General features: G+C 65.7%; 18 protein-coding genes, 4 pseudogenes and 1 riboswitch. Of the genes and pseudogenes, 3 read left to right on the forward strand and 19 right to left on the reverse strand.

What is annotated here, in order from left to right; all coding sequences use genetic code 11:
* Window position 1: 1 nt before the first annotated feature.
* The 7 genes and pseudogenes from QC826_RS24690 to QC826_RS24720 all read right to left on the reverse strand — a co-directional run bounded on the left by QC826_RS24690 (window position 2) and on the right by QC826_RS24720 (window position 8,085).
* Window positions 2-817, reverse strand: a complete 816-nt coding sequence (locus tag QC826_RS24690) for a hydroxymethylpyrimidine/phosphomethylpyrimidine kinase (protein WP_279762875.1) — start codon at window positions 815-817, stop codon at window positions 2-4.
* Window positions 814-1,517 (reverse strand): annotated as a pseudogene (locus QC826_RS24695) (thiazole synthase). The gene QC826_RS24690 and the pseudogene QC826_RS24695 overlap by 4 nt, the downstream one beginning before the upstream one ends.
* Before the next feature lie 189 nt (window positions 1,518-1,706).
* On the reverse strand, window positions 1,707-1,910 hold the full coding sequence (gene thiS / locus QC826_RS24700) for a sulfur carrier protein ThiS (RefSeq protein ID WP_099414991.1): 204 nt from the start codon (window positions 1,908-1,910) through the stop codon (window positions 1,707-1,709).
* A gap of 7 nt (window positions 1,911-1,917) precedes the next feature.
* Window positions 1,918-3,842: pseudogene (gene thiC / locus QC826_RS24705) on the reverse strand (phosphomethylpyrimidine synthase ThiC).
* 82 nt (window positions 3,843-3,924) lie between these two features.
* A riboswitch (TPP riboswitch) is annotated at window positions 3,925-4,029 on the reverse strand.
* Between the two features lie 105 nt (window positions 4,030-4,134).
* On the reverse strand, window positions 4,135-4,536 hold the full coding sequence (locus QC826_RS24710; RefSeq protein WP_279762876.1) for a hypothetical protein: 402 nt from the start codon (window positions 4,534-4,536) through the stop codon (window positions 4,135-4,137).
* Between the two features lie 139 nt (window positions 4,537-4,675).
* Complete coding sequence (locus tag QC826_RS24715; RefSeq protein ID WP_279762877.1) at window positions 4,676-6,187, reverse strand: methyl-accepting chemotaxis protein; 1,512 nt, start codon at window positions 6,185-6,187, stop codon at window positions 4,676-4,678.
* A gap of 302 nt (window positions 6,188-6,489) precedes the next feature.
* Window positions 6,490-8,085, reverse strand: a complete 1,596-nt coding sequence (locus QC826_RS24720) for a M28 family metallopeptidase (protein ID WP_279762879.1) — start codon at window positions 8,083-8,085, stop codon at window positions 6,490-6,492.
* Window positions 8,086-8,406: 321 nt separating this feature from the next.
* Between QC826_RS24720 and QC826_RS24725 the strand changes: the two genes are divergently transcribed.
* From QC826_RS24725 to QC826_RS24735, 3 genes are all read left to right on the forward strand, one after another.
* Window positions 8,407-11,214 carry a valine--tRNA ligase gene (locus QC826_RS24725; RefSeq protein WP_279762880.1) on the forward strand — a complete coding sequence of 936 codons (2,808 nt, stop codon included), beginning with the start codon at window positions 8,407-8,409 and terminating at the stop codon, window positions 11,212-11,214.
* Window positions 11,215-11,375: 161 nt separating this feature from the next.
* Complete coding sequence (locus QC826_RS24730; protein ID WP_279762881.1) at window positions 11,376-11,834, forward strand: DUF2147 domain-containing protein; 459 nt, start codon at window positions 11,376-11,378, stop codon at window positions 11,832-11,834.
* Between the two features lie 134 nt (window positions 11,835-11,968).
* The gene (locus QC826_RS24735; protein ID WP_279762882.1) at window positions 11,969-12,679 is read left to right on the forward strand and encodes a PEP-CTERM sorting domain-containing protein; all 711 of its coding nucleotides are present in this window, start codon (window positions 11,969-11,971) and stop codon (window positions 12,677-12,679) included.
* A gap of 32 nt (window positions 12,680-12,711) precedes the next feature.
* Here the strand turns inward: QC826_RS24735 and QC826_RS24740 are convergent, their stop codons facing one another.
* The 12 genes and pseudogenes from QC826_RS24740 to tyrS all read right to left on the reverse strand — a co-directional run bounded on the left by QC826_RS24740 (window position 12,712) and on the right by tyrS (window position 22,849).
* Window positions 12,712-13,179 (reverse strand): YaiI/YqxD family protein, encoded by a 468-nt coding sequence (locus tag QC826_RS24740; protein WP_279766596.1) that lies wholly within the window; start codon window positions 13,177-13,179, stop codon window positions 12,712-12,714.
* A complete protein-coding gene (ruvB, locus tag QC826_RS24745; RefSeq protein WP_093389936.1) occupies window positions 13,179-14,234 on the reverse strand; it encodes a Holliday junction branch migration DNA helicase RuvB in 1,056 nt (351 codons plus the stop codon). Before ruvB ends, QC826_RS24740 begins: the two co-directional genes overlap by 1 nt.
* A 190-nt stretch (window positions 14,235-14,424) precedes the next feature.
* Entirely contained in the window at window positions 14,425-15,138 is a 714-nt protein-coding gene (locus QC826_RS24750; RefSeq protein WP_279766597.1) for a phosphoribosyltransferase, read from the reverse strand.
* 100 nt (window positions 15,139-15,238) lie between these two features.
* The gene (gene ruvA / locus QC826_RS24755) at window positions 15,239-15,817 is read right to left on the reverse strand and encodes a Holliday junction branch migration protein RuvA (RefSeq protein WP_099414983.1); all 579 of its coding nucleotides are present in this window, start codon (window positions 15,815-15,817) and stop codon (window positions 15,239-15,241) included.
* Window positions 15,818-15,852: 35 nt separating this feature from the next.
* Entirely contained in the window at window positions 15,853-16,389 is a 537-nt protein-coding gene (ruvC, locus tag QC826_RS24760) for a crossover junction endodeoxyribonuclease RuvC (protein WP_093389932.1), read from the reverse strand.
* 123 nt (window positions 16,390-16,512) lie between these two features.
* Window positions 16,513-18,084: a bifunctional phosphoribosylaminoimidazolecarboxamide formyltransferase/IMP cyclohydrolase gene (purH, locus tag QC826_RS24765; protein ID WP_279762883.1), complete on the reverse strand. Its 1,572-nt coding sequence runs from the start codon at window positions 18,082-18,084 to the stop codon at window positions 16,513-16,515.
* A gap of 110 nt (window positions 18,085-18,194) precedes the next feature.
* Entirely contained in the window at window positions 18,195-18,428 is a 234-nt protein-coding gene (locus QC826_RS24770; protein ID WP_008445162.1) for a helix-turn-helix domain-containing protein, read from the reverse strand.
* Window positions 18,429-18,538: 110 nt separating this feature from the next.
* A pseudogene (dusB, locus tag QC826_RS24775) lies at window positions 18,539-19,556 on the reverse strand (tRNA dihydrouridine synthase DusB).
* A 193-nt stretch (window positions 19,557-19,749) separates the two neighbouring features.
* A pseudogene (locus QC826_RS24780) lies at window positions 19,750-20,395 on the reverse strand (histidine phosphatase family protein).
* 6 nt (window positions 20,396-20,401) lie between these two features.
* Window positions 20,402-21,064: a YbhB/YbcL family Raf kinase inhibitor-like protein gene (locus QC826_RS24785; protein WP_279762884.1), complete on the reverse strand. Its 663-nt coding sequence runs from the start codon at window positions 21,062-21,064 to the stop codon at window positions 20,402-20,404.
* 82 nt (window positions 21,065-21,146) lie between these two features.
* Window positions 21,147-21,593, reverse strand: coding sequence for a D-aminoacyl-tRNA deacylase (gene dtd / locus QC826_RS24790; RefSeq protein ID WP_279762885.1), 447 nt, complete (start codon window positions 21,591-21,593; stop codon window positions 21,147-21,149).
* The gene (gene tyrS, locus QC826_RS24795; protein ID WP_279762886.1) at window positions 21,590-22,849 is read right to left on the reverse strand and encodes a tyrosine--tRNA ligase; all 1,260 of its coding nucleotides are present in this window, start codon (window positions 22,847-22,849) and stop codon (window positions 21,590-21,592) included. The genes dtd and tyrS overlap by 4 nt, the downstream gene beginning before the upstream one ends.
* Between the last annotated feature and the right edge of the window lie 40 nt (window positions 22,850-22,889).

Genomic DNA, 22,889 nt, shown 5'->3' on the forward strand with positions numbered 1-22,889 from the left:
CTCAACGGCGCGGCATGCGCTGGCCGTCGGCGATGGCGTAGGCGTCGGCCAGGGCGTGCTGGCAGTATTGCTGGGCGCGTTGCAGCGCGCGCTCCATGGTCAGGCCCTGGGCCAGCAGGCCGGCGCAGGCCGAGGCCAGCGTGCAGCCGCTGCCGTGGAACTGGCCGGCCAGGCGCGGCCAGCGCCACAGCTGCTCGCGGCCGGCGCCGTACCAGCGGTTGACGACGACGTCGCCGTCGTCGTCGTGGCCGCCGGTGAGCAGCACGTGGCCGCAGCCGCGCGCGCGCAGCGCGGCCGCCTGCGCGCCCGGCGTGGCCTGCCCGGTCAGCGCGCGCGCCTCCGGGCCGTTGGGCGTGAGCAGCGTGGCCAGCGGCAGCAGCGGCGCCAGCGCCAGCACGGCGTCGTCGCGCGACAGCAGGTCGCCGTGGCCGCTGGCCAGCACCGGGTCGAGCACCACCGGCAGTTGCGGCTGCAGCCGGCGCAACCGTTCGATCAGGCCGGCGATGGCGCGCGCGTTGGCGGCGCTGCCGGGGATGCCGATCTTGACGGCGGCGATGGCGATCTTGCCGATCAGCGCCTCGGCCTGGCGCAGCAGCAGTTCCGCCGCCACCGGCTCGACGGCGTGGACGCGGTCGTTGTCCTGCGCCGTCAGCGCCGTCACCACCGTCAGCGCGTGGGCGCCCTGGGCGGCGACGGCCTGCAGGTCGGCCGCCAGGCCGGCGCCGCCGGACGGGTCGACGCCGGCGAACACCAGCACGGCGGCGCGCCGTTCGCCGCCGCGCCGCTCGCCGCGGCCGGCGCCGTCGGCCATGCTCATGCCAGCCGGCCCGCCATCGGCGACGACGGCGAGGCGGCGAAGCGTTTGCCGATGCGGCCGGCGAGGAAGGCCTCGCGGCCGGCCTGCACGCCCAGGCGCATGGCGCGCGCCATGCGCACCGGGTCGCGCGCGCCGGCGATGGCGGTGTTCATCAGCACGCCGTCGCAGCCCAGCTCCATGGCTATGGCGGCGTCCGAGGCGGTGCCGACGCCGGCGTCGACCAGCACCGGCACCTTGGCCTGCTCGATGATCAGCGACAGGTTCCACGGGTTGAGGATGCCCATGCCGGAGCCGATCAGCGAGGCCAGCGGCATCACCGCGACGCAGCCGATCTGCTCGAGCAGCTTGGCCTGGATCGGGTCGTCGCTGCAGTAGACCATCACGTCGAAGCCGTCGCGCACCAGCGCCTCGGCGGCGATCAGGGTTTCCGGCATGTGCGGGAACAGGGTCTTCTCGTCGCCCAGCACCTCCAGCTTGACCAGCTTGTGGCCGCCCAGCAGCTCGCGCGCCATCTGCAGCGTGTAGACGGCGTCCTTGGCGGTGTAGCAGCCGGCCGTGTTGGGCAGGATGGTGTACTGCGACGGCGGCAGCACGTCGAGCAGGCTGGGCGCCTTGGGTCCTGGCCGATGTTGACGCGGCGGATCGCCACCGTGATGATCTCGGCGCCGGCCGCGTCGGTCGCCTCGCGCGTCTGCGCCAGGTCCTTGTACTTGCCGCTGCCGACCAGCAGGCGCGAGGTGTAGCTCTTGCCGGCGATGGTCAGCAGGTCTTGCTGTGATGTAGTCATGTTTTCTCCAAGTTGTAGGCAGGCCGAACAGCCAAGCAGGGTCGGACCCTAGGGTCCGACCCTCGCATCCGCTGGCGACGGCCCCTTGTTTTTCCTTGCTGCTCAGCCGCCGCCGATGGCGCGCACGATCTCGACCTTGTCCTGCGGCTGCAGCACGCGCTGCGGCCACTGCTGGCGCGGCACCACGCTGCGGTTGACCGCCAGCGCCAGCGCCTGGCCACCGAGTTCAAGCTCGTCGATCAGCGCGGCCAGCGTGTGCCGCGCCGGCACCTGGCGCGCCGCGCCGTTGAGTTCGATCGCTATCATCGCCGCCTCACAACTTCCGATACAGCTCGGCGCCGTTCTTGACGAACTCGATCGCCTTCACCGTCATGCCCTGCTCGAGCGCCGCGCCGTCGCTCATGCCGTTGGCGGCGGCGTACTCGCGCACCTCCTGGGTGATCTTCATCGAGCAGAAGTGCGGCCCGCACATCGAGCAGAAGTGCGCCACCTTGGCCGAGTCCTTGGGCAGGGTCTCGTCGTGGAACTCGCGCGCCTTGTCCGGGTCCAGGCCGAGGTTGAACTGGTCGTCCCAGCGGAACTCGAAGCGCGCCTTGGACAGCGCGTTGTCGCGGATCTGCGCGCCCGGATGGCCCTTGGCCAGGTCGGCCGCGTGCGCCGCGATCTTGTAGGTGATGATGCCGTCCTTGACGTCGTTCTTGTCCGGCAGGCCGAGGTGCTCCTTCGGCGTGACGTAGCACAGCATGGCCGTGCCGTACCAGCCGATCAGCGCGGCGCCGATGCCGGAGGTGATGTGGTCGTAGCCGGGCGCGATGTCGGTGGTCAGCGGCCCCAGGGTGTAGAACGGCGCCTCGCCGCACTGCTCCAGCTGCAGGTCCATGTTCTCCTTGATCAGCTGCATCGGCACGTGGCCGGTCGATCATCACCTGCACGTCGTGCTGCCAGGCGATCTGGGTCAGCTCGCCCAGGGTCTTCAGCTCGCCCAGCTGGGCCTCGTCGTTGGCGTCGTAGATCGAGCCGGGCCGCAGGCCGTCGCCCAGCGAGAAGGAGACGTCGTAGGCCTTCATGATTTCGCAGATCTCGTTGAAGTGCGTGTACAGGAAGGATTCCTTGTGGTGCGCCAGGCACCACTTGGCCATGATCGAGCCGCCGCGCGAGACGATGCCGGTGAGCCGCTTGGCGGTCATCGGCACGTAGCGCAGCAGCACGCCGGCGTGGATGGTGAAGTAGTCGACGCCCTGTTCGGCCTGTTCGATCAGGGTGTCGCGGAAGATCTCCCAGGTCAGGGCCCTCGGCCTTGCCGTTGACCTTCTCCAGCGCCTGGTAGATCGGCACGGTGCCGATCGGCACCGGGCTGTTGCGGATGATCCATTCGCGCGTCTCGTGGATGTGCTTGCCGGTCGACAGGTCCATGACGTTGTCGCCGCCCCAGCGGATCGCCCAGGTCATCTTCTCGACCTCCTCGCCGATCGACGAGGTGACCGCCGAGTTGCCGATGTTGGCGTTGATCTTGACGAGGAAGTTGCGGCCGATGATCATCGGCTCGATCTCCGGGTGGTTGATGTTGGCCGGGATGATGGCGCGGCCACGGGCGATCTCCTCGCGCACGAACTCGGCGGTGATCTCGGCCGGGATGCTGGCGCCGTAGTTCTGGCCCGGGTGCTGGCGGCCCATCAGGTCGGCCAGGCGCTGGCCCATCGGACCGGAGCCCTTCAGGTTCTCCAGGTACTCCTTGCGGCGCATGTTCTCGCGGATGGCGACGAACTCCATCTCCGGCGTGACGATGCCCTGGCGCGCGTAGTGCATCTGGGTGACGTTGGCTGTCCCGTTCGGGCCGGCCTTGGCGCGGCGCGGCAGGCGGTGCAGGTTGAAGCGCAGCTCGGCCAGCGCCGGGTCGGCCAGGCGGGCCTGGCCGTATTCGGAGCTCGGGCCGGCCAGCTCCTCGGTGTCGCCGCGCTCCAGGATCCACGGCAGGCGCGGCGTGGCGGCCAGGCCGGAGCGGATGTCGATCAGCGCGTCCGGGTCGGTGTAGGGGCCGGAGGTGTCGTAGACGTAGACCGGCGGATTGGCCTCGAAGCCGAACGAGGCCGGCGTGTCGGACTGGCTGATTTCGCGCATCGGCACGCGGATGTCGGGACGGCTGCCCTGCACGTAGATCTTGCGCGAGTTGGGCAGCGGCGCGATGGCGGCTTGGTCGACCACGGCGGTGGCGGAGAGGAATTTCGGATTGGCGTTCATTTGGCTCCTTGGTTGGCTACAGGAGCCAGCAAAGGAGGGTTGGACGGCGCCGGCGCGGGGTCGAATGGCGTGGATGACCCGGCGGCAAAATCCTAAGCTTCCCTTCGCTGGCATTATCCAGATCAGGTTCGGAGGGTATTTCTCACCCAGCCGCCGCGATGCGACGGCCAGGACCCTAGCGTGTGCCGCCTTGCGGCAGCGGTGGCAATTATACATCGGCCGGCGCCGGCGCCAAGCGCCTTGTGCGAATTCGGCGCGGCGGCGGCCCGGCGCGGCTGGCGCGTCGGCGCGGCTAGCGCGTCGGCGCGGTCTGGTAGATGGTGGCGGCCCAGGGTCCGGCCGGCCGGCCGCCGCAGGTGTAGGTTCCGTTCGCGCCGCCCACATGGATCTTGCCGGTGTAGACGCAGGCGCCGTTGCCGCGCGTGATGCGCACATTGTCGCCGTTGATGCTGATGACAATGTTCGCTTCCTGCAGTTTTTCGCCGTTGGGGTTGCTGAACGAGCCGCTGAAGGTGGGGCCGGACTGTTGCACCCAGTCCCAGGTCCAGCCGCAGCACTCGCCGCCGTGCCAATGGCGGCCGCGCAAGGCGTCCACGGCGCCGGGCAGGTTCTCCAACTGCGCCGCCGCCTGGCCCGCCACGCCGCCCAACAGTAAAACGCCCGCCAGGACGCGGCTGATTGTCGATCGCATCATATTGCCTCCGAATGTGGCTAGTCCGACCCGCCGGCCGGACGAGCGTCCGGCCCGACATCCAGTCTAGTGCGCGCCTTCCCTCCACGCAACGATTCGATCGCCTCGCGCCCTCGATACAACAGGCAAGCGGCGCGCGCCGTCAGACCTTGAACAGGCTGACGATCTGCGCCAGGCCGGCGGCCTGCTGGTTCATCGACTGGGCGGCGGCGGCGGCCTCCTCCACCAGCGCGGCGTTCTGCTGCGTCATGTTGTCCATCTCGGCGATGGCGTCGTTGATCTGGTCGATGCCCGAGCTCTGCTCCTGGCTCGCCGAGCTGATCTCGGCGACGATGTCGGTGACCCGGCGCACGCTGTCGACCACCTTGTCCATGGTGCTGCCGGTGGCCTCGACCAGGCGCTCGCCGGCGGCGACCTTCTCGGCCGAGCTGTTGATCAGCTCCTTGATCTCCTTGGCCGCGCCGGCCGAGCGCTGCGCCAGGTTGCGCACCTCGGCGGCGACCACGGCGAAGCCCCGGCCCTGCTCGCCGGCCCGGGCCGCCTCGACGGCGGCGTTGAGCGCCAGGATGTTGGTCTGGAAGGCGATGCCGTCGATCACGCTGATGATGTCGCTGATCTGCCTGGACGACTCGTTGATCGCGCCCATGGTCTCGACCACCTGGCCGACCGCCCGGCCGGCCTGGCTCGCCACCTCCGAGGCGGAGATCGCCAACTGGTTGGCCTGGCGCGCGTTGTCGGCGTTCTGCCGCACGGTCGAGGTCATCTCCTCCATGGTCGAGGCGGTCTCCTCCAGCGCGCCGGCCTGCTGCTCGGTGCGCGCCGACAGGTCGTGGTTGCCGGCCGAGATCTCGCCCGAGGCGGTGGAGATGGCGTTGGCGTCGCTGCGCACCTGGCTGACGATGTGCGCCAGCTTGTCGCGCATCACCAGGATGGCGAACAGCAGGCTGGACTTGTCGGCCGGCGCCAGCGCGATCGGCGTGGTCAGGTCGCCCTGGGCGATCTGGCCGACGATGCCGACGGCGTAGTCCGGCTCGCCGCCGAGCTGGCCGAGGATGCGGCGCAACATGTGCCAGGCCAGGCCGCCGACCACCACCATCAGGGCCAGGCCCAGGCCGAGCAGGACGGTGGCCTGCTTCCAGAAACGCTCGTTGATGTCGTCGATATAGGTGCCGGTGCCGATCAGCCAGTTCCACCCGGGGAACTTGATCACCGCGTACATCTTGGCGACCTTCTCTTTGACGCCGGGACGGGTGCCCTCCTGCTCGACGATGCCGATGCGGGCGCGCGCCAGCGCGTTGCGGTAGCCGTCGCCGCTCTCCTTGGTCTGCACCTTGCCGATGCGCTTGGCGTCCGGGTGGGCGATCAGCACCTCGGAGCTGGCCTCGCGCACGAAGTAGTACATCTCGTCCTTGTGGAAGCTGCTCAGGGTCTGCACCGCCAGGCGTTGCGCGTCCTCGCGGCTCATCTTGCCGGACTGTTCCTGCGCGTAGGCCTTCTCGACGGCGGCGTTGGCCAGCTCGATCAGGTTGCCCAGTTGCGCGCTGCGCTCCTGCATCATCGTCGCGCGCAGGCTGAACAACGAGACGGTGGCGATGCAGACAATGCCGAGCAGAGTGGCGGCGCAAAGAAGAAGTATACGGGTGCTGAGTTTCATGTTGTTCTCTCGTGTGGATGGCCGCTGAGGTCGGGCCAAGCAGGAGGAGCCGGGGCGGAGGGCCGGGCCTGGAATCGCGCGCCGACCGGCCGCCGTGGATGGCGGGTGCCTGCGCGAAAAAAGTGTTTTCAGGCAACAGTATAGCAGCCGGGGCCGGCATTTCCAAGAAATCGGCTGGGCGGCGGGCCCGGTTGCGAAAGGGGCAGACGCGGGAATGAAGGAGGGCAAGCAGGTGAAGAAAGGACGGCCGCTGTCTTGGCCGTCCCGGCAAGATTGCCTTGCCGACCTGGATGGCAGGCGGCCTATTGCGGCCGGTAGGTCAAGGTCAAGGTGTAGCTCGACGCGCTGTAGCCGTTGAGCAGCACGTACAGGTCGCCGTTGGCGTTGACGGCGAGCGTGCAACTCTCGCTGCTGGTCGGGCCATCCGACTTGCAGTCGTAGCTGCTGGTGGTGGGCGCGCTGCCCTTGCGCAGGTACAGGTCGGTGTCGCCGCTGCCGCTCAGGCTGGCGGCGAAGCTGCCGCCGGCCGCCACCTTGAACGGGCCGTAGTTCTTCTTCTGCCCCTTGCTCAGGCTGCCGCTGAAGGTCTCCGTGCGGTCGCCCGGCGGCGTCACGCCGGGGCCGTCGCTGCCCAGCTCGACGGCGTAGGCCAGCGCCATGCGGGCGAACTTGAGGGCGTGGTCGGCCTGGTTGCCGGAGTTGGCGTAGGTGTCGTTGGCGGTGTGGATGTAGGGGTTGTCCTGGCCCAGCGTGGTCTCGAAGGGCATCGAGCTCCAGTAGCCCTGCGCCGTCCACGAGGCGTGGTCGGAGCAGGCGTAGCCGCACTGGTCGTAGCCTATCTTCAAGGTCGGCAGGTAGGCGCCGATCAGCTTGACGACGAAGTCGTTCTGCGCGCTGTCGGTGTAGTCGGTGTACATGTAGATGTCGTAGGGCGAGCCCTTGTAGTTGGTCATGTCGAGCTGCATCACGCCGACCACCTTGACGTTGTTGTTCTTGTGGTTCAGGGCGATGTCCTGCGAGCCGCGCAGGCCGACCTCCTCGGCGGCGTAGCCGATCAGCTTGATGGTGCGGCGCGGATGGTAGCCGGCCGCCACCATCGCGCGCAGCACCTCGGTCAGGCTGGCCACGCCGGAGGCGTCGTCGTCGGCGCCGGGCGCGCGCGTGGTCTCGCCGGTGCCGTTCTGGTTGATCGAGTCGAGGTGGCCGCCCAGCACCACCACTTCGCTGCCGTTGTCGCTGCCGGCGATGGTCAGGATCACCGATTTCTGCGGATAGGAGGCGTGGCTGAACTGGCTCACCGTGATGTCGCTGCGGCCGGCGGCGATGCTGCTCCAGCGCTGCTTGAGCCAGTCCGAGGCGTTGACGCCGTTGTTGGTGGTGTAGTAGCGGTTGGCGAAGGCCGACATGTCGACGATGGTCTGGCCGATGTTGCTCGCCTGCATTTGGGACAGCATGGGGTTGACCACGCTCTGCTGGTCGATCACGTAGGACGGCCGGGGCGTGGCCAGCAGGCTGGTCCGCAACGGCGGGCGCAGCGCGGACAGCCCGGCCGCCTCGCTGGGGTGGTACATGAAGCCGCCGCAGCGGCGCAGCTCCTTGTGCACGGCGGCCGACAGGGCGAGCATCTGCCGCTCGTCGACCTCGACCAGGTGGACGCGCTCGTCGCCGGCGCGTTGGCCGGGCGCCGCCTGGCTCAGCGTGGCGCGGCTCTCGCGGGCGACCGCCTGCGGCGCGACCTTTTGCAGCTGGCGGTAGGCGGCGTCGCCGACGGTGATCCAGATCTTGTTCGACTGCGTGCTCGACTGCAGGTTTGGCTGCATATTCGACTGCGCGGCGGCGTGGCCGCCGGCGCCGGCCAACAGGCCGGCCAGCAGTACCGCGATGAGGCGTGGGGTCATGTCCATCTCCTTGTCATCCATTGAACTCCGGGCGGCCAACAGTATTCCCTTGGCGCGTCCCAAGTCAAAAAAGTTGCATAAATCGACAAATAGAGGAAAAAATCACGCTTTTTAACAGCGGCGGCCGCAGCGATGTTTGCACCGCGCCAACAAAAGCCCCCCGCCGCGCCGGCCGTCTGGCGACATTGGCAAGTTTTCGCCGCCAAATCGCCACCGATCGCGCGGCTTTTGGCGGAATTTGCGCCGGCGGGCGCCGCCGTCGTGCGCAGGGCCGGTGGCGTCCCTTATAATGGTTCTTTTCGCAAATTTACAAGCCAAATCATGGAATTAGCCAAGTCTTTCGAGCCTGCCGACATTGAACAATTCTGGCGCAGCGAGTGGGAACAGCGCGGTTACTTCGCCGCCACCCTCGACGCCGGCAAACCTTCCTTCAGCATCCAGCTGCCGCCGCCGAACGTCACCGGCACGCTGCACATGGGCCACGCCTTCAACCAGACCGTGATGGACGGCCTGACCCGCTACCACCGCATGCTCGGCCACAACACCGCCTGGGTTCCCGGCACCGACCACGCCGGCATCGCCACGCAGATCGTCGTCGAGCGCCAGCTGGACGCGCAGAAGATCTCGCGCCATGATTTGGGCCGCGAAAAATTCGTCGAAAAAGTCTGGGAGTGGAAAGAGAAATCCGGCTCCACCATCACCGGCCAGATGCGCCGCATGGGCACCTCGCCGGATTGGAAGCGCGAGTACTTCACCATGGACGAGACCCGTTCGAAGGTCGTCACCGACGTCTTCGTGCGCCTGCACGAGCAGGGCCTGATCTACCGCGGCAAGCGGCTGGTCAACTGGGACCCGGTGCTGGGCACCGCCGTCTCCGACCTGGAAGTGGTGTCGGAGGAGGAGGACGGCTCGATGTGGTACATCAAGTACCCGCTGGCCGACGGCAGCGGCTTCCTGACGGTGGCCACCACCCGTCCGGAAACCATGCTCGGCGACACCGCCGTGGCGGTCGACCCGACCGACGAACGCTACCAGGCCCTGGTCGGCCAGATGCTCAAGCTGCCACTGTCGCAGCGCGAGATCCCGATCATCGCCGACTCGTACGTCGACAAGGAATTCGGCACCGGCTGCGTGAAGATCACCCCGGCCCACGACATGAACGACTACGCCGTCGGCCAGCGCCACAACCTCGACATGCCGATCATCCTGACGCTCGACGCCAAGATCAGCGACGAGGCGCCGGCCGCCTACCGTGGCATGGACCGCTTCGCCGCGCGCAAGCAGATCGTCGCCGACCTCGACGCGCTCGGCCTGCTCGAGCAGGTCAAGCCGCACAAGCTGATGGTGCCGCGCGGCGACCGCACCGGCGTCGTCATCGAGCCGATGCTGACCGACCAGTGGTTCGTGGCGATGAGCAAGCCGGCGCCTGAGGGCACCTTCTTCCCCGGCAAATCGATCGCCGAGACGGCGCTCGACAAGGTCGCCAACGGCGAGATCAAGTTCGTGCCGGAAAACTGGAGCACCACCTACAACCAGTGGCTCAACAACATCCAGGACTGGTGCATCTCGCGCCAACTGTGGTGGGGCCACCAGATCCCGGCCTGGTACGACGAGAAGGGCAACATCTTCGTCGCCAAGACCGAGGAAGAGGCGCGCGCCAAGGCCCACGCCGCCGGCAGCACCGGCATGCTGCGGCGCGACGCCGACGTGCTCGACACCTGGTTCTCGTCGGCGCTGATCCCCTTCTCGACCATGGGCTGGCCGGAGGAAACGCCGGACATCAAGGCCTTCCTGCCGTCGTCGGTGCTGGTCACCGGCTTCGACATCATCTTCTTCTGGGTCGCCCGGATGGTGATGATGACCGCCCACTTCACGGGCAAAGTGCCGTTCAACACCGTGTACGTGCACGGCCTGGTGCGCGACTCGACGGGGCAGAAGATGTCCAAGTCGAAGGGCAACACGCTCGACCCGATCGACCTGATCGACGGCATCGACCTGGAGGGGCTGATCGTCAAGCGCACCACCGGCCTGATGAACCCGCGCGACGCCGAAAAGATCGCCAAGGCGACGCGCAAGGAATTCCCCAACGGCATCGCCGCCTACGGCAGCGACGCGGTGCGCTTCACCATGGCCAGCTACGCCTCGCTGGGCCGCAACATCAACTTCGACCTGGGCCGCTGCGAAGGCTACCGCAACTTCTGCAACAAGATGTGGAACGCCACCCGCTTCGTGCTGATGAACACCGAGGGCAAGGACTGCGCGCCCAACGAGGCCGACCTGTCGATGGCCGACAAGTGGATCATCTCGCTGCTGCAAAAGGCCGAGCTGGACGTCGCCAAGGGCTTCGAGGACTTCCGCTTCGACAACATCGCCAGCACCATCTACAAGTTCGTCTGGGACGAGTACTGCGACTGGTATCTGGAAGTGGCCAAGGTGCAAGTGCAGCACGGCACGGAAGGCCAGCAACAAGCCACCCGCCACACCCTGCTGCGCGTGCTGGAAGTGGTGCTGCGCCTGGCCCATCCGATCATTCCCTTCGTCACCGAGGCGCTGTGGCAGACCGTCGCCCCGCTGGCCGGCAAGACGCTGAACCCGGCCGGCGATTCGATCATGATGCAACCGTATCCGATCGCCAACACCGCGAAGATCGACGAGGCCGCCGAAGCCTGGATGCAGCAGTTGAAGGCGCTGACCGACGCCACCCGCAACCTGCGCGGCGAGATGCAGTTGTCGCCGTCGCTGCGCGTGCCGCTGATCGTCGAGGCGCGCGACGCCGCCGACCGCGCCGCGCTGGAGCTGTTCGCGCCCTACGTGCAGTCGCTCGGCAAGCTGGCCGAGGTCAACATCGTCGACGCCCTGCCGGAATCGCCGGCCGCCGTCTCCATCGTCGGCACCACCAAGCTGATGCTGAAGGTAGAGATCGACGTCAAGGCCGAGCGCGAGCGCCTGTCCAAGGAGATCGCCCGCCTCGAAGGCGAGATCGCCAAGGCCAACGGCAAGCTGTCCAACGAGAGCTTCGTCGCCCGCGCGCCGGTCGAGGTGGTGGCCCAGGAGAAGGAACGGGTCGCCAACTTCGGCGCCACGGTGGAGAAGATGCGCGAGCAGTTCGCCAAGCTGCCGGTAGCCTAAGGCTTTGCTTTGCAACAAAAAACCGGCCGCTGGCCGGTTTTTTTACGTCCCGGACAGGAAATAGCACGAGTGGTCAAATATTTTGCCGGCGGATGCTCACAAGCGATGACAGTTTGCTAAACTTGACCTCGCATAAAAACTAAACCTATGGAGACAACAAAATGCGCTCAATCAAACAAGTAGCAATCATCGCCGGCAGCATCGCCGCCGCCCTGCTGGCGGCGCCGGCGTGGGCCGACGAGGCCAGCCCGGTCGGCCTGTGGAAGAACATCGACGACGTCTCCGGCAAGCCGAAGGCGCTGATCCGCATCACCGAGAGCAACGGTGCGCTGCAGGGCCAGATCGAGAAGCTGTTCCGCGCCCCCAACGAGGAGCAAAATCCCAAGTGCGACAAGTGCGAGGGCGCCCGCAAGGACGCGCCGGTGCTCGGCCTGGTCATCATGTCGGGCTTGAAGAAGGATGGTAGCGAGTACACCGGCGGCGAGATCCTCGATCCGGACAACGGCAAGGTCTACAAGAGCAAGATGAACCTGGCCGACGGCGGCAAGAAACTCAACGTGCGCGGCTACATCGGCATCCCGATGCTGGGCCGCTCGCAGACCTGGGTACGGCAGGAGTAAAAAAGCGCAGGCGTAGCGTCGATAAGCCGGCCTTTGGCCGGCTTTTTTATCGGCCGCGTTTAATAAAAAATATTGCCTATTTTATAAATATTGATATAATGAAAATATTATCTTTTAATACTCATGAAAATCATATGAAAAAAATCGCTGGATTGATCTGTGGATTAGCCATGATGGAGGCGGCGCAAGCGGATGTTGTTACCTACGAATTCACCGCGACCATAACTACCATGAAACTAGACTATACCGTGGTAACGGAATCTAGTTTGCCAGGGAAGACCATTTCGGTGGGCGAAGCCGTACGTGGCCGCCTCACCTATAACACGCAAACACCCCTCCACAGCCAATGGATAGGTGAACCGGGTGAACCCGGAACAGCTCGAAACTATGCTGCTAGAGGTATGAAAAACACCATGTCGTTCGTCTTTGAGACACATGGTTTTTCGTTCGACTCGGCGCCCTCGACGTCCAAAGATGACCAAATGGACATCACGGTCAGAAATGATACCGATGCCCCGATGGGCGCGCCCGGCCCCTACGACCAACTGAATATCGAAGCCTACAGCGTAAACAGCTACGGCCGGAATTTCGGCTCCCTCTCGATGAACGACTACACCGGCTCCTTGCTCGTCCACGGCGACATACCGCACCGACTACCAGACATCAACAGCAAATACATACTACAAGAGTTCGAATACAACTTAGATCACAACGGGGTATGGTTGAGCGCACGTGGCGCGCTGACGTCACTTACCCTAGTCAGCTCCGTGCCGGAACCCAGCACCTACGCCATGTTCATGGCTGGGTTGGCCTGTCTGGCTTGGCGTCGCCGCACGCGCCGCTAGCACCGCATAGTTCTAGCAACAAGAGCCGGCCCTCAGCCGGCTTTTTTACTTTGCGCGATCACTTTGTTGAGGTGCCGGTCCAGGCTGTTGGCGAAGCTCTGCCGGTCGGACTGGCTGAAGGCGGCCGGGCCGCCGGTGTCGACGCCGCTGCCGCGCAACTCGTCCATGAAGGCGCGCATGGTCAGCATCTGCGCGATGTTGTCGTTGGTGTAGAACTCGCCGCGCGGGTTGAGCGCGAAGCCGCCCTTTTTCAGCACGTCCGAGGCCAGCGGGATGTCGCCGGTGACGACCAGGTCGCCGGCCGTCAGCAGGCGTACGATCTCCTGGTCGGCCACGTCGGCGCCGGACGGCACCTGCACCGAGCGGATGTAGCGCGACGGCGGCACGCGCAGCAATTGGTTGGCCACCAGGGTCAGCTGCAACTGCGTGCGCTCGGCGACGCGGTACAGAATATCCTTGACCACGGCCGGACAGGCGTCGGCGTCCACCCAGATCTGCATCATGACTCCCACAGCTCGCCGTTCGGGCCGACCCGGGGCGGCGTGACGCCGAAGTGCAGGTAGGCGGCGGGCGTGGCCACCCGGCCGCGCGGCGTGCGTTGCAAAAATCCTTGTTGGATCAAGTACGGCTCGAGCACGTCCTCGATGGTGTCGGCCGCCTCGCCGATGGCCGCCGCCAGGTTGCCGACGCCGACCGGGCCGCCGCCGAACTTGAACAGCACCGCCTCGAGCAGCTTGCGGTCCATCACGTCGAAGCCGACCGTGTCGACGTCGAGCATCACCAGGGCGGCGTCGGCGACGGCCTTGGTGATGTCGCCGTTGCCCTTGACCTCGGCGTAGTCGCGCACCCGGCGCAGCAGGCGGTTGGCGATGCGCGGCGTGCCGCGCGCGCGGCGGGCGATCTCGACGGCGCCGTCCGGTTCGATGTTGGCCTTCAACAGCGCGGCGCTGCGCGTGACGATCTTGGTCAGCTCGGGCGCGGTGTAGAACTCCAGCCGGGCGACGATGCCGAAGCGGTCGCGCAGCGGGTTGGTCAGCATGCCGGCGCGCGTGGTGGCGCCGACCAGGGTGAACGGTTGCAGGTCCAGCTTGACCGAGCGCGCCGCCGGCCCCTCGCCGATCATGATATCGATCTGGTAGTCCTCCAGCGCCGGGTACAGAATCTCCTCGACCACCGGCGACAGGCGGTGGATCTCGTCGATGAACAGCACGTCGTTGGCTTCCAGGTTGGTCAGGATGGCCGCCAAATCACCGGGACGCTCCAGCACCGGGCCGGAGGTCTGGCGCAGGTTGACGCCCATCTCGCGCGCGATGATGTTGGCCAGGGTGGTCTTGCCCAGGCCGGGCGGACCGAACAGCAGGGTGTGGTCGAGCGCCTCGCCCCGGTTGCGCGCGGCGGCGATGAAGATCTCCAGCTGGTCGCGGATCTTGCTCTGGCCGACGTACTCGTCCAGATGCTTGGGCCGTAGCGCCCGCTCGATCGCCTCCTCGTTGGGCGAGGACGGCGTCGGCGCGATGATGCGTTGTTCGGTGAAATTATCGGTCTGGATACTCATGCAATCGATTCTTGAAGCCTACTATTTGGGAGAATATGTTGAGAAATCGGTGTCGAGCAAAAACGAAATCCGCTCTGCAGCCGTTACTTGTGTTTGCCGTAGCTCGTCCAGCTCGGCTGGTGTCAGCATACGCGGGGTGCCTTTGGGAACTGTCGAGCTGGTCAACGTCAACACCACAGGCTCGCCGTCGCTAGTGCCTGCCAAGATGCGCTTCGATGCGCTCCATGATTCTCTCAGCTGTTGGAGTTTGAATGAGATATCTTGCCTCCGAAGCAGTGAGGCAGTCGAATCCGAATCCAAGCCGTTGCTGCCACCAATGTTCAATTTGTCCATGTTTGCACCTCAACGCGATCAATTGCTCGACAGTAGGAACCAATCTTGCCGAGTAAGTCTTGCCGGTTAATGCCGTTGCTCCGACAACAAAACCGCCATGCGCATGAATATGTCCGCGCAGATTAGCTATTGTCCCACCCTGCCCAACAAAGTCATCAACAATGATGTATTTTTTCCCCACCACTACCGGCCCCTTAAACACGGCCTGGCGAGCCATTCTGGAAAAGCCGTCTGCGCCTGTGTGATTCACCACATTCGCCTGCACAATACGGTGTTCCTGACGCCACCCAATAACACGAGAGAAAAAATCCGCCATAGCCATTGGAATCGCGTTCACCCCCACGGACTCCTCAGCATGAACCGCCACCAGCGTTGGCGCGCCTCCCGCCTGTGCCTCAAGCATCGCCAATACAATGGCGTCCGACATCGTCTTCAGCACCAGTTCGCTTGCAGCATCGACATCCCCGGCTTTGGCCGGGAGATACGCCACATGACGTTTCACCACGCTTTCTGGCGCATGAATGAACACTTCTGGAAAATGATTCCAGCTACAGCGCAATGGCAAGACCATGGCCACGCCCCCGGTTCGTTGAACAATTGAAGCGACACGCATCGCTTCATCATCCCGCACAAACCCAGTCTAGCCATTGATCCTGCTTACTGCTTGTTGATTAGCCTTTCGACAGCGCCTTCAGCGCCAGCTTGATGCCATCGGACACGCCGCTGCCGGCCGGCACGGCTTTCAGCGCCAGCAGCGCCTCCTTGTCCGAATAGCCGAGCGCGACCAGCGCGTTCAGGATATCAGATTGCGAGTCCGGCACGGCGTGCGCGCCGCCGGCGCCGATGTCGGCGCCCAGCTTGCCCTTCAGTTCCAGCAGCAGGCGCTCGGCGGTCTTCTTGCCGATGCCGGGCACCTTGACCAGGCGGCCGGTCTCCTGCAGCGTGACGGCCTGGGCCAGGTCGGCGATGGTCATGCCGGACAAGATCGACAGCGCCATGCGCGCGCCCACGCCGGTGATCTTGATCAGTTGGCGGAACACGGCGCGCTCCTCGGCGTGGCCGAAGCCGAACAGCAGGTGGGCGTCCTCGCGGATGGTCTGGTGGGTGAACAGCACCACCTTCTCGCCGACGCCGGGCAGGTTGTAGAAGGTGCTCATCGGCACGTCGACTTCGTAGCCGACGCCGTGGCAGTCGACCAGCAGTTGCGGTGGATTTTTTTCGAGCAATACACCGGAGAGACGACCGATCATCGTGTTACCTTTTTTGAAGAATGTTGGGGGAGGAACTAGCCGACCAGGCGGCCGCGCTTCATGCGCAGGCCGGACAGGCCGGGGCCGATGGCGCTGATCAGCGCCAGCGTGTCGTGGCTGTTGGCGTGGCAGATCGCCACGCCGAGCGCGTCGGCGGCGTCGCTGCCGGGCAGGCCGGGCAGCGCCAGCAGGCGCGCCACCATCTCCTGCACCTGCTCCTTGGCCGCCTTGCCGTGGCCGGTGACGGCCTGCTTGACCTGCAGCGCGGTGTATTCGGCCACCTCGAGCTCGGCGTCGACCAGCGCGCAGATGGCGGCGCCACGGGCCTGGCCCAGCAGCAGGGTCGACTGCGGATTGACGTTGACGAAGACTTTTTCGATCGCCGCGCAGTCCGGCCGGTAGGTGGCGGCCACCTCGGCGATGCTGCGCAGGATCACCTTCAAGCGCGCCGGCAACTCGCCCTCGCCGCTCTTGATGGTGCCGGACGCGATGTAGCGCAGCTTGTTGCCCTGCTTGTCGATGACGCCGAAGCCGGTCGTGCGCAAGCCAGGGTCGATGCCGAGAATAATCATCGTCAGATTGTATGCACTAAGGCAAGTGGGAGCAAGGGCGGACTGCCGTGGCCGGTACAAAGAAACAGGGACCGTCCCCGGGCGGTCGGCCCCGGGACGGTCCCTGCGCGGTGACTCAAAAAATCAATGACGGAAGTGGCGGGTGCCGGTGTACAGCATGACCACGCCGCGCTCGTCGGCGGCGTCGATCACTTCCTGGTCGCGCATCGAGCCGCCCGGCTGGATGACGCAGTTGGCGCCCGCGTCAACGACAACGTCGAGGCCGTCGCGGAAGGGGAAGAAGGCGTCCGAGGCGACCACCGAGCCGGTCAGCGACAGGCCCGCGTTCTGCGCCTTGATCGAGGCGATGCGGGCCGAGTCGATGCGGCTCATCTGGCCGGCGCCGACACCCAGCGTCATGTTGCCGCCGCAGAAGACGATGGCGTTCGACTTGACGTACTTGGCGACGCGCCAGGCGAACATCAGGTCCTGCAACTGCTGTTGGGTTGGCTGCAGCTTGGTGACCACTTTCAGGTCGCCCAGCAGCACGTTCTTCGAGTCGGCCGACTGCACCAGCAGGCCGCCGCCGACGCGCTTGAAGTCCATCGCGTTGACGCCCTTGCCCAGCGGGATTTCCAGCAGGCGCACGTTTTGTTTCGCCGACAGGATCTGCTTGGCTTCGGCCGAGAACGACGGCGCGATCAGCACTTCGACGAACAGCTTGGCCAGCTCGGTGGCGGCGGCGCCGTCCACTTCGACGTTGAAGGCGATGATGCCGCCGAAGGCCGAGGTCGGGTCCGTCTTCAGCGCGCGGCTGTAGGCGTCGGCCGCGTTGGCGCCCAGCGCCACGCCGCAAGGGTTGGCGTGCTTGACGATGACGCAGGCGGCGCTCTGGTCGAAGCCGCCCATGCTCTTGACGCATTCCCAGGCGGCGTCGGCGTCGGCGATGTTGTTGTACGACAGTTCCTTGCCCTGCAGCTGGCGGTAGTTGCCCAGCGCGCCCTCGGTCACGCTCAGGTCGCGGTAGAAGGCGGCCGACTGGTGCGGGTTCTCGCCGTAGCGCATGTCCTGGACTTTTTCAAACGCCACGTTCAGCGTCTGCGGGTACTGGGCGCGGGTGGCGTGCTGCTTGTCGGCGCCCAGGCTGGTCAGGTAGTTGGCGATGGCGCCGTCGTACTGGGCGGTGTGGGCGTAGACCTTGGTGGCCAGCTTGAAACGGGTGTCGTAGCCGACCGCGCCGGCCTTGATCTCGTCGAGCACCACCGAATAGTCGGCCGGGTCGCAGATCACCACCACGTCCTTGTGGTTCTTGGCCGCCGAACGCAGCATGGCCGGGCCGCCGATGTCGATGTTCTCGATCGCGTCTTCCAGCGTGCAGCTGTCCTTGGCCACGGTGGCCTGGAACGGGTACAGGTTGACCACCACCATGTCGATGGTCGGGATCTTGTGCTCTTCCAGCTTGGCCATGTGCTCGGGGAAATCGCGGCGCGCCAGGATGCCGCCGTGCACCATCGGATGCAGGGTCTTGACGCGGCCGTCGAGCATCTCCGGGAAGCCGGTGTAGTCGGCGACCTCGGTCACGGCGACGCCGTTGTCGGCCAGCAGTTTGGCGGTGCCGCCGGTCGACAGGATGTTGACGCCCATGGCGGCCAACGCGCGCGCGAAGTCGAGCACGCCGGTTTTGTCGGAGACGGAGATGAGAGCTTGTTTGATCATGGCAGTGGCTAGGTGGTTGAGTATTCTGTACAAATCAAGGCTGCTTGGGCGCAACATTCACGGCACCAGCGGCCGTCCTCAGCCACTAGCGGGGCGGAACGGGCGACGGGCTACAGCAGGCCGTGCTCTTGCAATTTCTTGCGCAAGGTGTTGCGGTTGATGCCGAGCATTTGCGCGGCGTGCGACTGGTTGCCGTCGGCGCGGGTCATGACCACTTCGAGGATCGGCTTTTCGACGGTCAACACGACCATGTCGTAAATGTTCGAAGCTTGCTGCTCGCCCAGGTCGTTGAAGTAATCTTCAAGGCTCTTCTGGACAACTTCCTGGATGCTTTCTTTGCTCATTTTAATGTCATTCGGCTAATTAATATTGCGTGACGCGGTGCCGCGCCCGCTGCGGGCGCTGGGCACTTGCCCTTTTTTTATATAACTTTTTTGGTGCTGCCGCAGCCTGCTTATGCGGGCTGCAAATCATCGGAGAGGCGGTATTGTAACCGCTCACCAAAACTCCATTGCGATTCAAAAAACTGGTCGACCGCCTGCAACTGCGAGGCTATCGACTCCAACAGGTTCATTTTCTGGCGGAACTCCTCGCCGCCGGCCAGGTCGCGCACATACCAACCGATATGCTTGCGCGCCGTGCGCACGCCGAGGAAATCGCCGTAAAACGCGTAGTGGGCGCGCAGATGCTCGTCCATCAGGGCGCGCACCTCGTCCACATAGGGCGCCGGCAAGTGGCTGCCGGTGCGCAGGAAATGCTCGATCTCGCGGAAGATCCACGGCCGGCCCTGCGCCGCGCGGCCGACCATGATGGCGTCGGCGCCGGTTTGCTCCAGCACATACTTGGCCTTTTCCGGCGAGGTGATGTCGCCGTTGGCCACCACCGGAATGGAAACCGAGCGCTTGACCGCCGCGATGGTGTCGTACTCGGCGTCGCCCTTGTAGCCGTCGGCGCGGGTGCGGCCATGCAAGGTCAGCATGGCGATACCGGCGTCCTCGGCGATGCGGGCGATGTTCAGGGCGTTCTTGTTCAGGCGGTCCCAGCCGGTGCGGAACTTCAGGGTGACCGGCACGTCGACCGCGCCGACCACCGCGTGCAGAATCTTTTCCACCAGCGCCTCGTCCTGCAGCAGGGCCGAACCGCACCAGCTGTTGCAAACCTTTTTCACCGGGCAACCCATGTTGATGTCGATGATCTGGGCGCCCCGCTCGACGTTGAAGCGGGCGCAGTCGGCCAGGTTCGTGCGGGTCGGCGCCGGCGATCTGCACCGCCTTCGGCTCCATCTCGCCGGTGTGGTCGGTGCGGCGCGAACTCTTTTCCGTCGCCCACAGGCGCGGATTCGAGGCGGCCATTTCCGACACCGCGTAGCCGGCGCCGAGCTGCTTGCACAGCTGGCGGAAAGGCCGGTCCGTCACGCCCGCCATGGGGGCGACGAAGACGTTGTTACGCAGTAAGTAGGGGCCGATTTGCACTGACATTACCTGAATGGGAGGGAGGAACCTTCTATTTTAACCGATGCGCTGCTCAATTAATAAGCACTATTTTCATGGCCGCGCAGAAAGCATGGTTGCGAGGGACGTTAAGACTATTGCCGTGGTGAAAATTTTAGCACGCGCGTGCGCCCGCCCGCCGGCGCGCCGGCGGCGGCGGAAAGCTTGCTTTAAACTAAATGATGTCGTCCAGCGCGGCCAGCTGCAGGTGCTCGACCTCGCCCCAGCTGTCGAGCGACAACTTGGCGCCGGCCAAGGTGAAGCGGTTGATGCTGGCGTTTTTGACCTGGAAGTCGCGCGGGCTGTCGAGCGACATGCCGACCGCCGCGCGGTAGGCGCATTCGAGCACGCCGCCGTGCGCCACCACCACCACCGTCTTGCCGGCGTGGCGGCCGGCCCAGCCGACGATGGCGTCGACGCTGCGGCGATAGAACTGGCGGAAGCTCTCGGCGTCGCGTTCGCCGGAGGGCATCACGGCGTCGATGTCGCGCGCCTGCCACAGCGCGTATTCGGCCGGGTAGCGCCGCTCGATGTCGCTGTACAGCAAGCCCTCGAAGCCGCCGTAGCAGCGCTCGCGCAGTTCGGCGTCTGTGTGCAGCGGCAAGTCGTGCAGCGCGCTGACCGCCTGCGCCGTCTGCACGGCGCGTTGCAGGTCGCTGGCGACGACGGCGTCGATGCGCTCGTCGGCCAGGGCGCGGGCCAGCGCCTCGGCCTGGCGCAGGCCTCTCGTCGTTGAGGGCGATGTCGGTGTGGCCCTGCAGGCGGCGCACGGCGTTCCACGCCGTCTCGCCGTGGCGGATCAGTAAAATCTTGGTACTCATGCAATCCTAGTTCTTGGCCGCCGCCAGCGCCGGGTTCAGCGTGTAGCGGCCGATCAGTTGTGCTTCGTCGAGAATGTGGCCGCGCAGCGCGGCGTAGGCCTCGGCGCCGGTGAAGCGGGCCGGCAAGTCAAGCCGCGCCTCATCGAGCGCGTAGAGGCGGAAGATGTAGTGGTGGATGCGCAAATCGTTCCACGGCGGACAGGGGCCATCATACCCGTAATAGTCGCCGGCCATCGCCGGGTCGGCGGAAAACCAGCCGCTGTAGTCGTTGACGCCCTGGCGCAGCGGCCGGGCGCTGCCGTTGCCGACGCCGAGCAGCGCGGCCGGCCCCGGCTTGCCGTGCGGCGTGACGCCGTCCGACAGGCTGCCCTCGCCGATGGCGCGCAGCGTCGGCGGCAGGTCGGCCAGGGTCCAGTGGAAGAAGTCGCCGCGCGGCAGGGCGAGGGCCAGCTCGCGGCCGGCCTGGTTGACGTCGCCGCCGTCCTGCGGCGCGTCGCCGTCGATGCAGAACAGGATCAGCGACTCGGTGCCGTTGGGCACCTCGTCCCAGGCCAGGTGGGGGTTGCGGTTGCCCGCCAGGCGCACCCGGCTGGCCGGATCCATCTCCGCGAACGCGTAGGCGGGCGGGATGAAGCCGCCGTCGCGGAAAGAATCACTCCAAAGTCTCATGGTCTGCGCTCCGTCAGATGATTTTCTTGTTTGTCTTGGCGGCCCCGTTGAGGAAGCTCAATCAAATCATACTATCGGGCGCTCATTTGGCGCTCACTTGCAGCCAGAAGGTCACCGGTCCGTCGTTGGTCAGCGACACTTTCATGTCGGCGCCGAAGCGGCCGGTCTCCACCACGGGGTGGCGGGCGCGCGCCTGGCCGACAAAATGGTCGAACAGGCGCAGGCCGTCCTGCGGACTGGCGGCTGGCGTGAACGAGGGCCGCGTGCCGGACTTGGTGTCGGCCGCCAGCGTGAACTGGGGCACCAGCAGCAGGCCGCCGCCGACGTCGCTCACGCTCAGGTTCATCTTGCCGGCGGCGTCGGCGAAGACGCGGTAGCCGAGCAATTTGTTGAGCAGCGCGTCGGCCTCCTTCTCCGTGTCGGCCCGTTCGGCGCACAGCAGCACCAGCAGGCCGGCGTCGATGGCGCCGATGTTGGCGCCGTCGACCACCACGCTGGCGCCGCTGACCCTTTGCAGCAGCGCGATCATGCCGTCAGCGTGACGCGGGCGAACTTGCGCTTGCCCACTTGCAGCACGAAGGTGCCGGCCTCGATCTTCAGCGCCTTGTCGCTGACCACCGTGCCGTCGAGCCGCACGCCACCCTGGTCGACCATGCGGGTGGCCTCGGAGACGGAGGCGCACAGGCCGCTCTGCTTGAGCAGTTGGGCGATGGCGGCCGGCGCGCCGGCCAGGGTCAGCTCGGGCACGTCGTCCGGAATGCCGCCCTTGGAGCGGTTGACGAAGTCGGCCAGCGCGTCCTCGGCCGCCTGTTTGGAGTGGAAGCGGGCGACGATCTCCTGCGCCAGCGCCACCTTGGCGTCGCGCGGGTTGCCGCCGCCGTCGACCACGGCCTTGAGCTGGGCCAGCTCGGCCAGCGAGCGGAACGAAAGCAGCTCGAAGTAGCGCCACATCATCACGTCGGAAATACTCATCAGCTTGGCGAACATGGTGTTGCCCGGCTCGGTGATGCCGATGTAGTTGTTCTTCGACTTGGACATCTTGTCGACGCCGTCCAAGCCCTCGAGCAGCGGCATGGTCAGCACGCACTGCTGTTCCTGGCCGTAGTCCTTTTGCAGCTCGCGGCCGACCAGCAGGTTGAACTTCTGGTCGGTGCCGCCCAGCTCCAGGTCCGCCTTCAGGGCGACCGAATCGTAACCCTGCATCAGCGGGTAGAGGAACTCGTGGACGGCGATCGGTGTCCCACTCTTAAAGCGTTTGCTGAAATCGTCGCGCTCCATCATGCGCGCCACCGTGTAGCGCGAGGCCAGTTGGATCATGCCGCGCGCGCCCAGCGGGTCGCACCATTCGGAGTTGTAGCGGATTTCGGTCTTGGCGGCGTCGAGCACCAGCGAGGCCTGCTTGAAGTACGTCATCGCGTTGTCCTCGACCTGCTCCTTGGTCAGCGGCGGGCGGGTGACGTTGCGGCCGGACGGGTCGCCGATCATCGAGGTGAAGTCGCCGATCAGGAAGATGACCTGGTGGCCCAGGCCCTGCAACTGGCGCATCTTGTTGAGCACCACGGTGTGGCCCAGGTGCAGGTCGGGCGCGGTCGGGTCCAGGCCCAGCTTGACGCGCAGCGGCACGCCGCTTTGTTCGGAGCGCGCCAGCTTCTGCGCGAACTCGCTTTCGATCAGCAGTTCGTCCACACCGCGCTTGGTGATGGCGAGGGCTTCCTGGACGCGGTCGGTCAGTGGCAGCAGCGGAGCGGGCGCCTTCTTGGCGGGCGATGTGGAGGTGTTGTCCATAGGTTTTTTCTTACCTGAATTCTCGAAATGGTAGGGGGTT

The organism is Rugamonas sp. DEMB1 (assembly GCF_029834475.1).
GTDB classification, from domain to species: Bacteria; Pseudomonadota; Gammaproteobacteria; order Burkholderiales; family Burkholderiaceae_D; genus Rugamonas; species Rugamonas rubra.

What these genes read in the sequence shown, in the direction of transcription:
- thiS (WP_099414991.1), bottom strand. Translation starts at nt 1,910, where the DNA reads ATGATAGCGATCGAACTCAACGGCGCGGCGCGCCAGGTGCCGGCGCGG.
- ruvA (WP_099414983.1), bottom strand. Translation starts at nt 15,817, where the DNA reads ATGATCGGTCGTCTCTCCGGTGTATTGCTCGAAAAAAATCCACCGCAA.
- QC826_RS24690 (WP_279762875.1), bottom strand. Translation starts at nt 817, where the DNA reads ATGAGCATGGCCGACGGCGCCGGCCGCGGCGAGCGGCGCGGCGGCGAA.
- QC826_RS24710 (WP_279762876.1), bottom strand. Translation starts at nt 4,536, where the DNA reads ATGATGCGATCGACAATCAGCCGCGTCCTGGCGGGCGTTTTACTGTTG.
- QC826_RS24785 (WP_279762884.1), bottom strand. Translation starts at nt 21,064, where the DNA reads ATGAGACTTTGGAGTGATTCTTTCCGCGACGGCGGCTTCATCCCGCCC.
- QC826_RS24730 (WP_279762881.1), top strand. Translation starts at nt 11,376, where the DNA reads ATGCGCTCAATCAAACAAGTAGCAATCATCGCCGGCAGCATCGCCGCC.
- QC826_RS24770 (WP_008445162.1), bottom strand. Translation starts at nt 18,428, where the DNA reads ATGAGCAAAGAAAGCATCCAGGAAGTTGTCCAGAAGAGCCTTGAAGAT.
- QC826_RS24735 (WP_279762882.1), top strand. Translation starts at nt 11,969, where the DNA reads ATGAAAAAAATCGCTGGATTGATCTGTGGATTAGCCATGATGGAGGCG.
- QC826_RS24725 (WP_279762880.1), top strand. Translation starts at nt 8,407, where the DNA reads ATGGAATTAGCCAAGTCTTTCGAGCCTGCCGACATTGAACAATTCTGG.
- QC826_RS24715 (WP_279762877.1), bottom strand. Translation starts at nt 6,187, where the DNA reads ATGAAACTCAGCACCCGTATACTTCTTCTTTGCGCCGCCACTCTGCTC.
- ruvB (WP_093389936.1), bottom strand. Translation starts at nt 14,234, where the DNA reads ATGAGTATCCAGACCGATAATTTCACCGAACAACGCATCATCGCGCCG.
- ruvC (WP_093389932.1), bottom strand. Translation starts at nt 16,389, where the DNA reads ATGATTATTCTCGGCATCGACCCTGGCTTGCGCACGACCGGCTTCGGC.
- dtd (WP_279762885.1), bottom strand. Translation starts at nt 21,593, where the DNA reads ATGATCGCGCTGCTGCAAAGGGTCAGCGGCGCCAGCGTGGTGGTCGAC.
- tyrS (WP_279762886.1), bottom strand. Translation starts at nt 22,849, where the DNA reads ATGGACAACACCTCCACATCGCCCGCCAAGAAGGCGCCCGCTCCGCTG.
- purH (WP_279762883.1), bottom strand. Translation starts at nt 18,084, where the DNA reads ATGATCAAACAAGCTCTCATCTCCGTCTCCGACAAAACCGGCGTGCTC.
- QC826_RS24740 (WP_279766596.1), bottom strand. Translation starts at nt 13,179, where the DNA reads ATGCAGATCTGGGTGGACGCCGACGCCTGTCCGGCCGTGGTCAAGGAT.
- QC826_RS24750 (WP_279766597.1), bottom strand. Translation starts at nt 15,138, where the DNA reads ATGGTCTTGCCATTGCGCTGTAGCTGGAATCATTTTCCAGAAGTGTTC.
- QC826_RS24720 (WP_279762879.1), bottom strand. Translation starts at nt 8,085, where the DNA reads ATGACCCCACGCCTCATCGCGGTACTGCTGGCCGGCCTGTTGGCCGGC.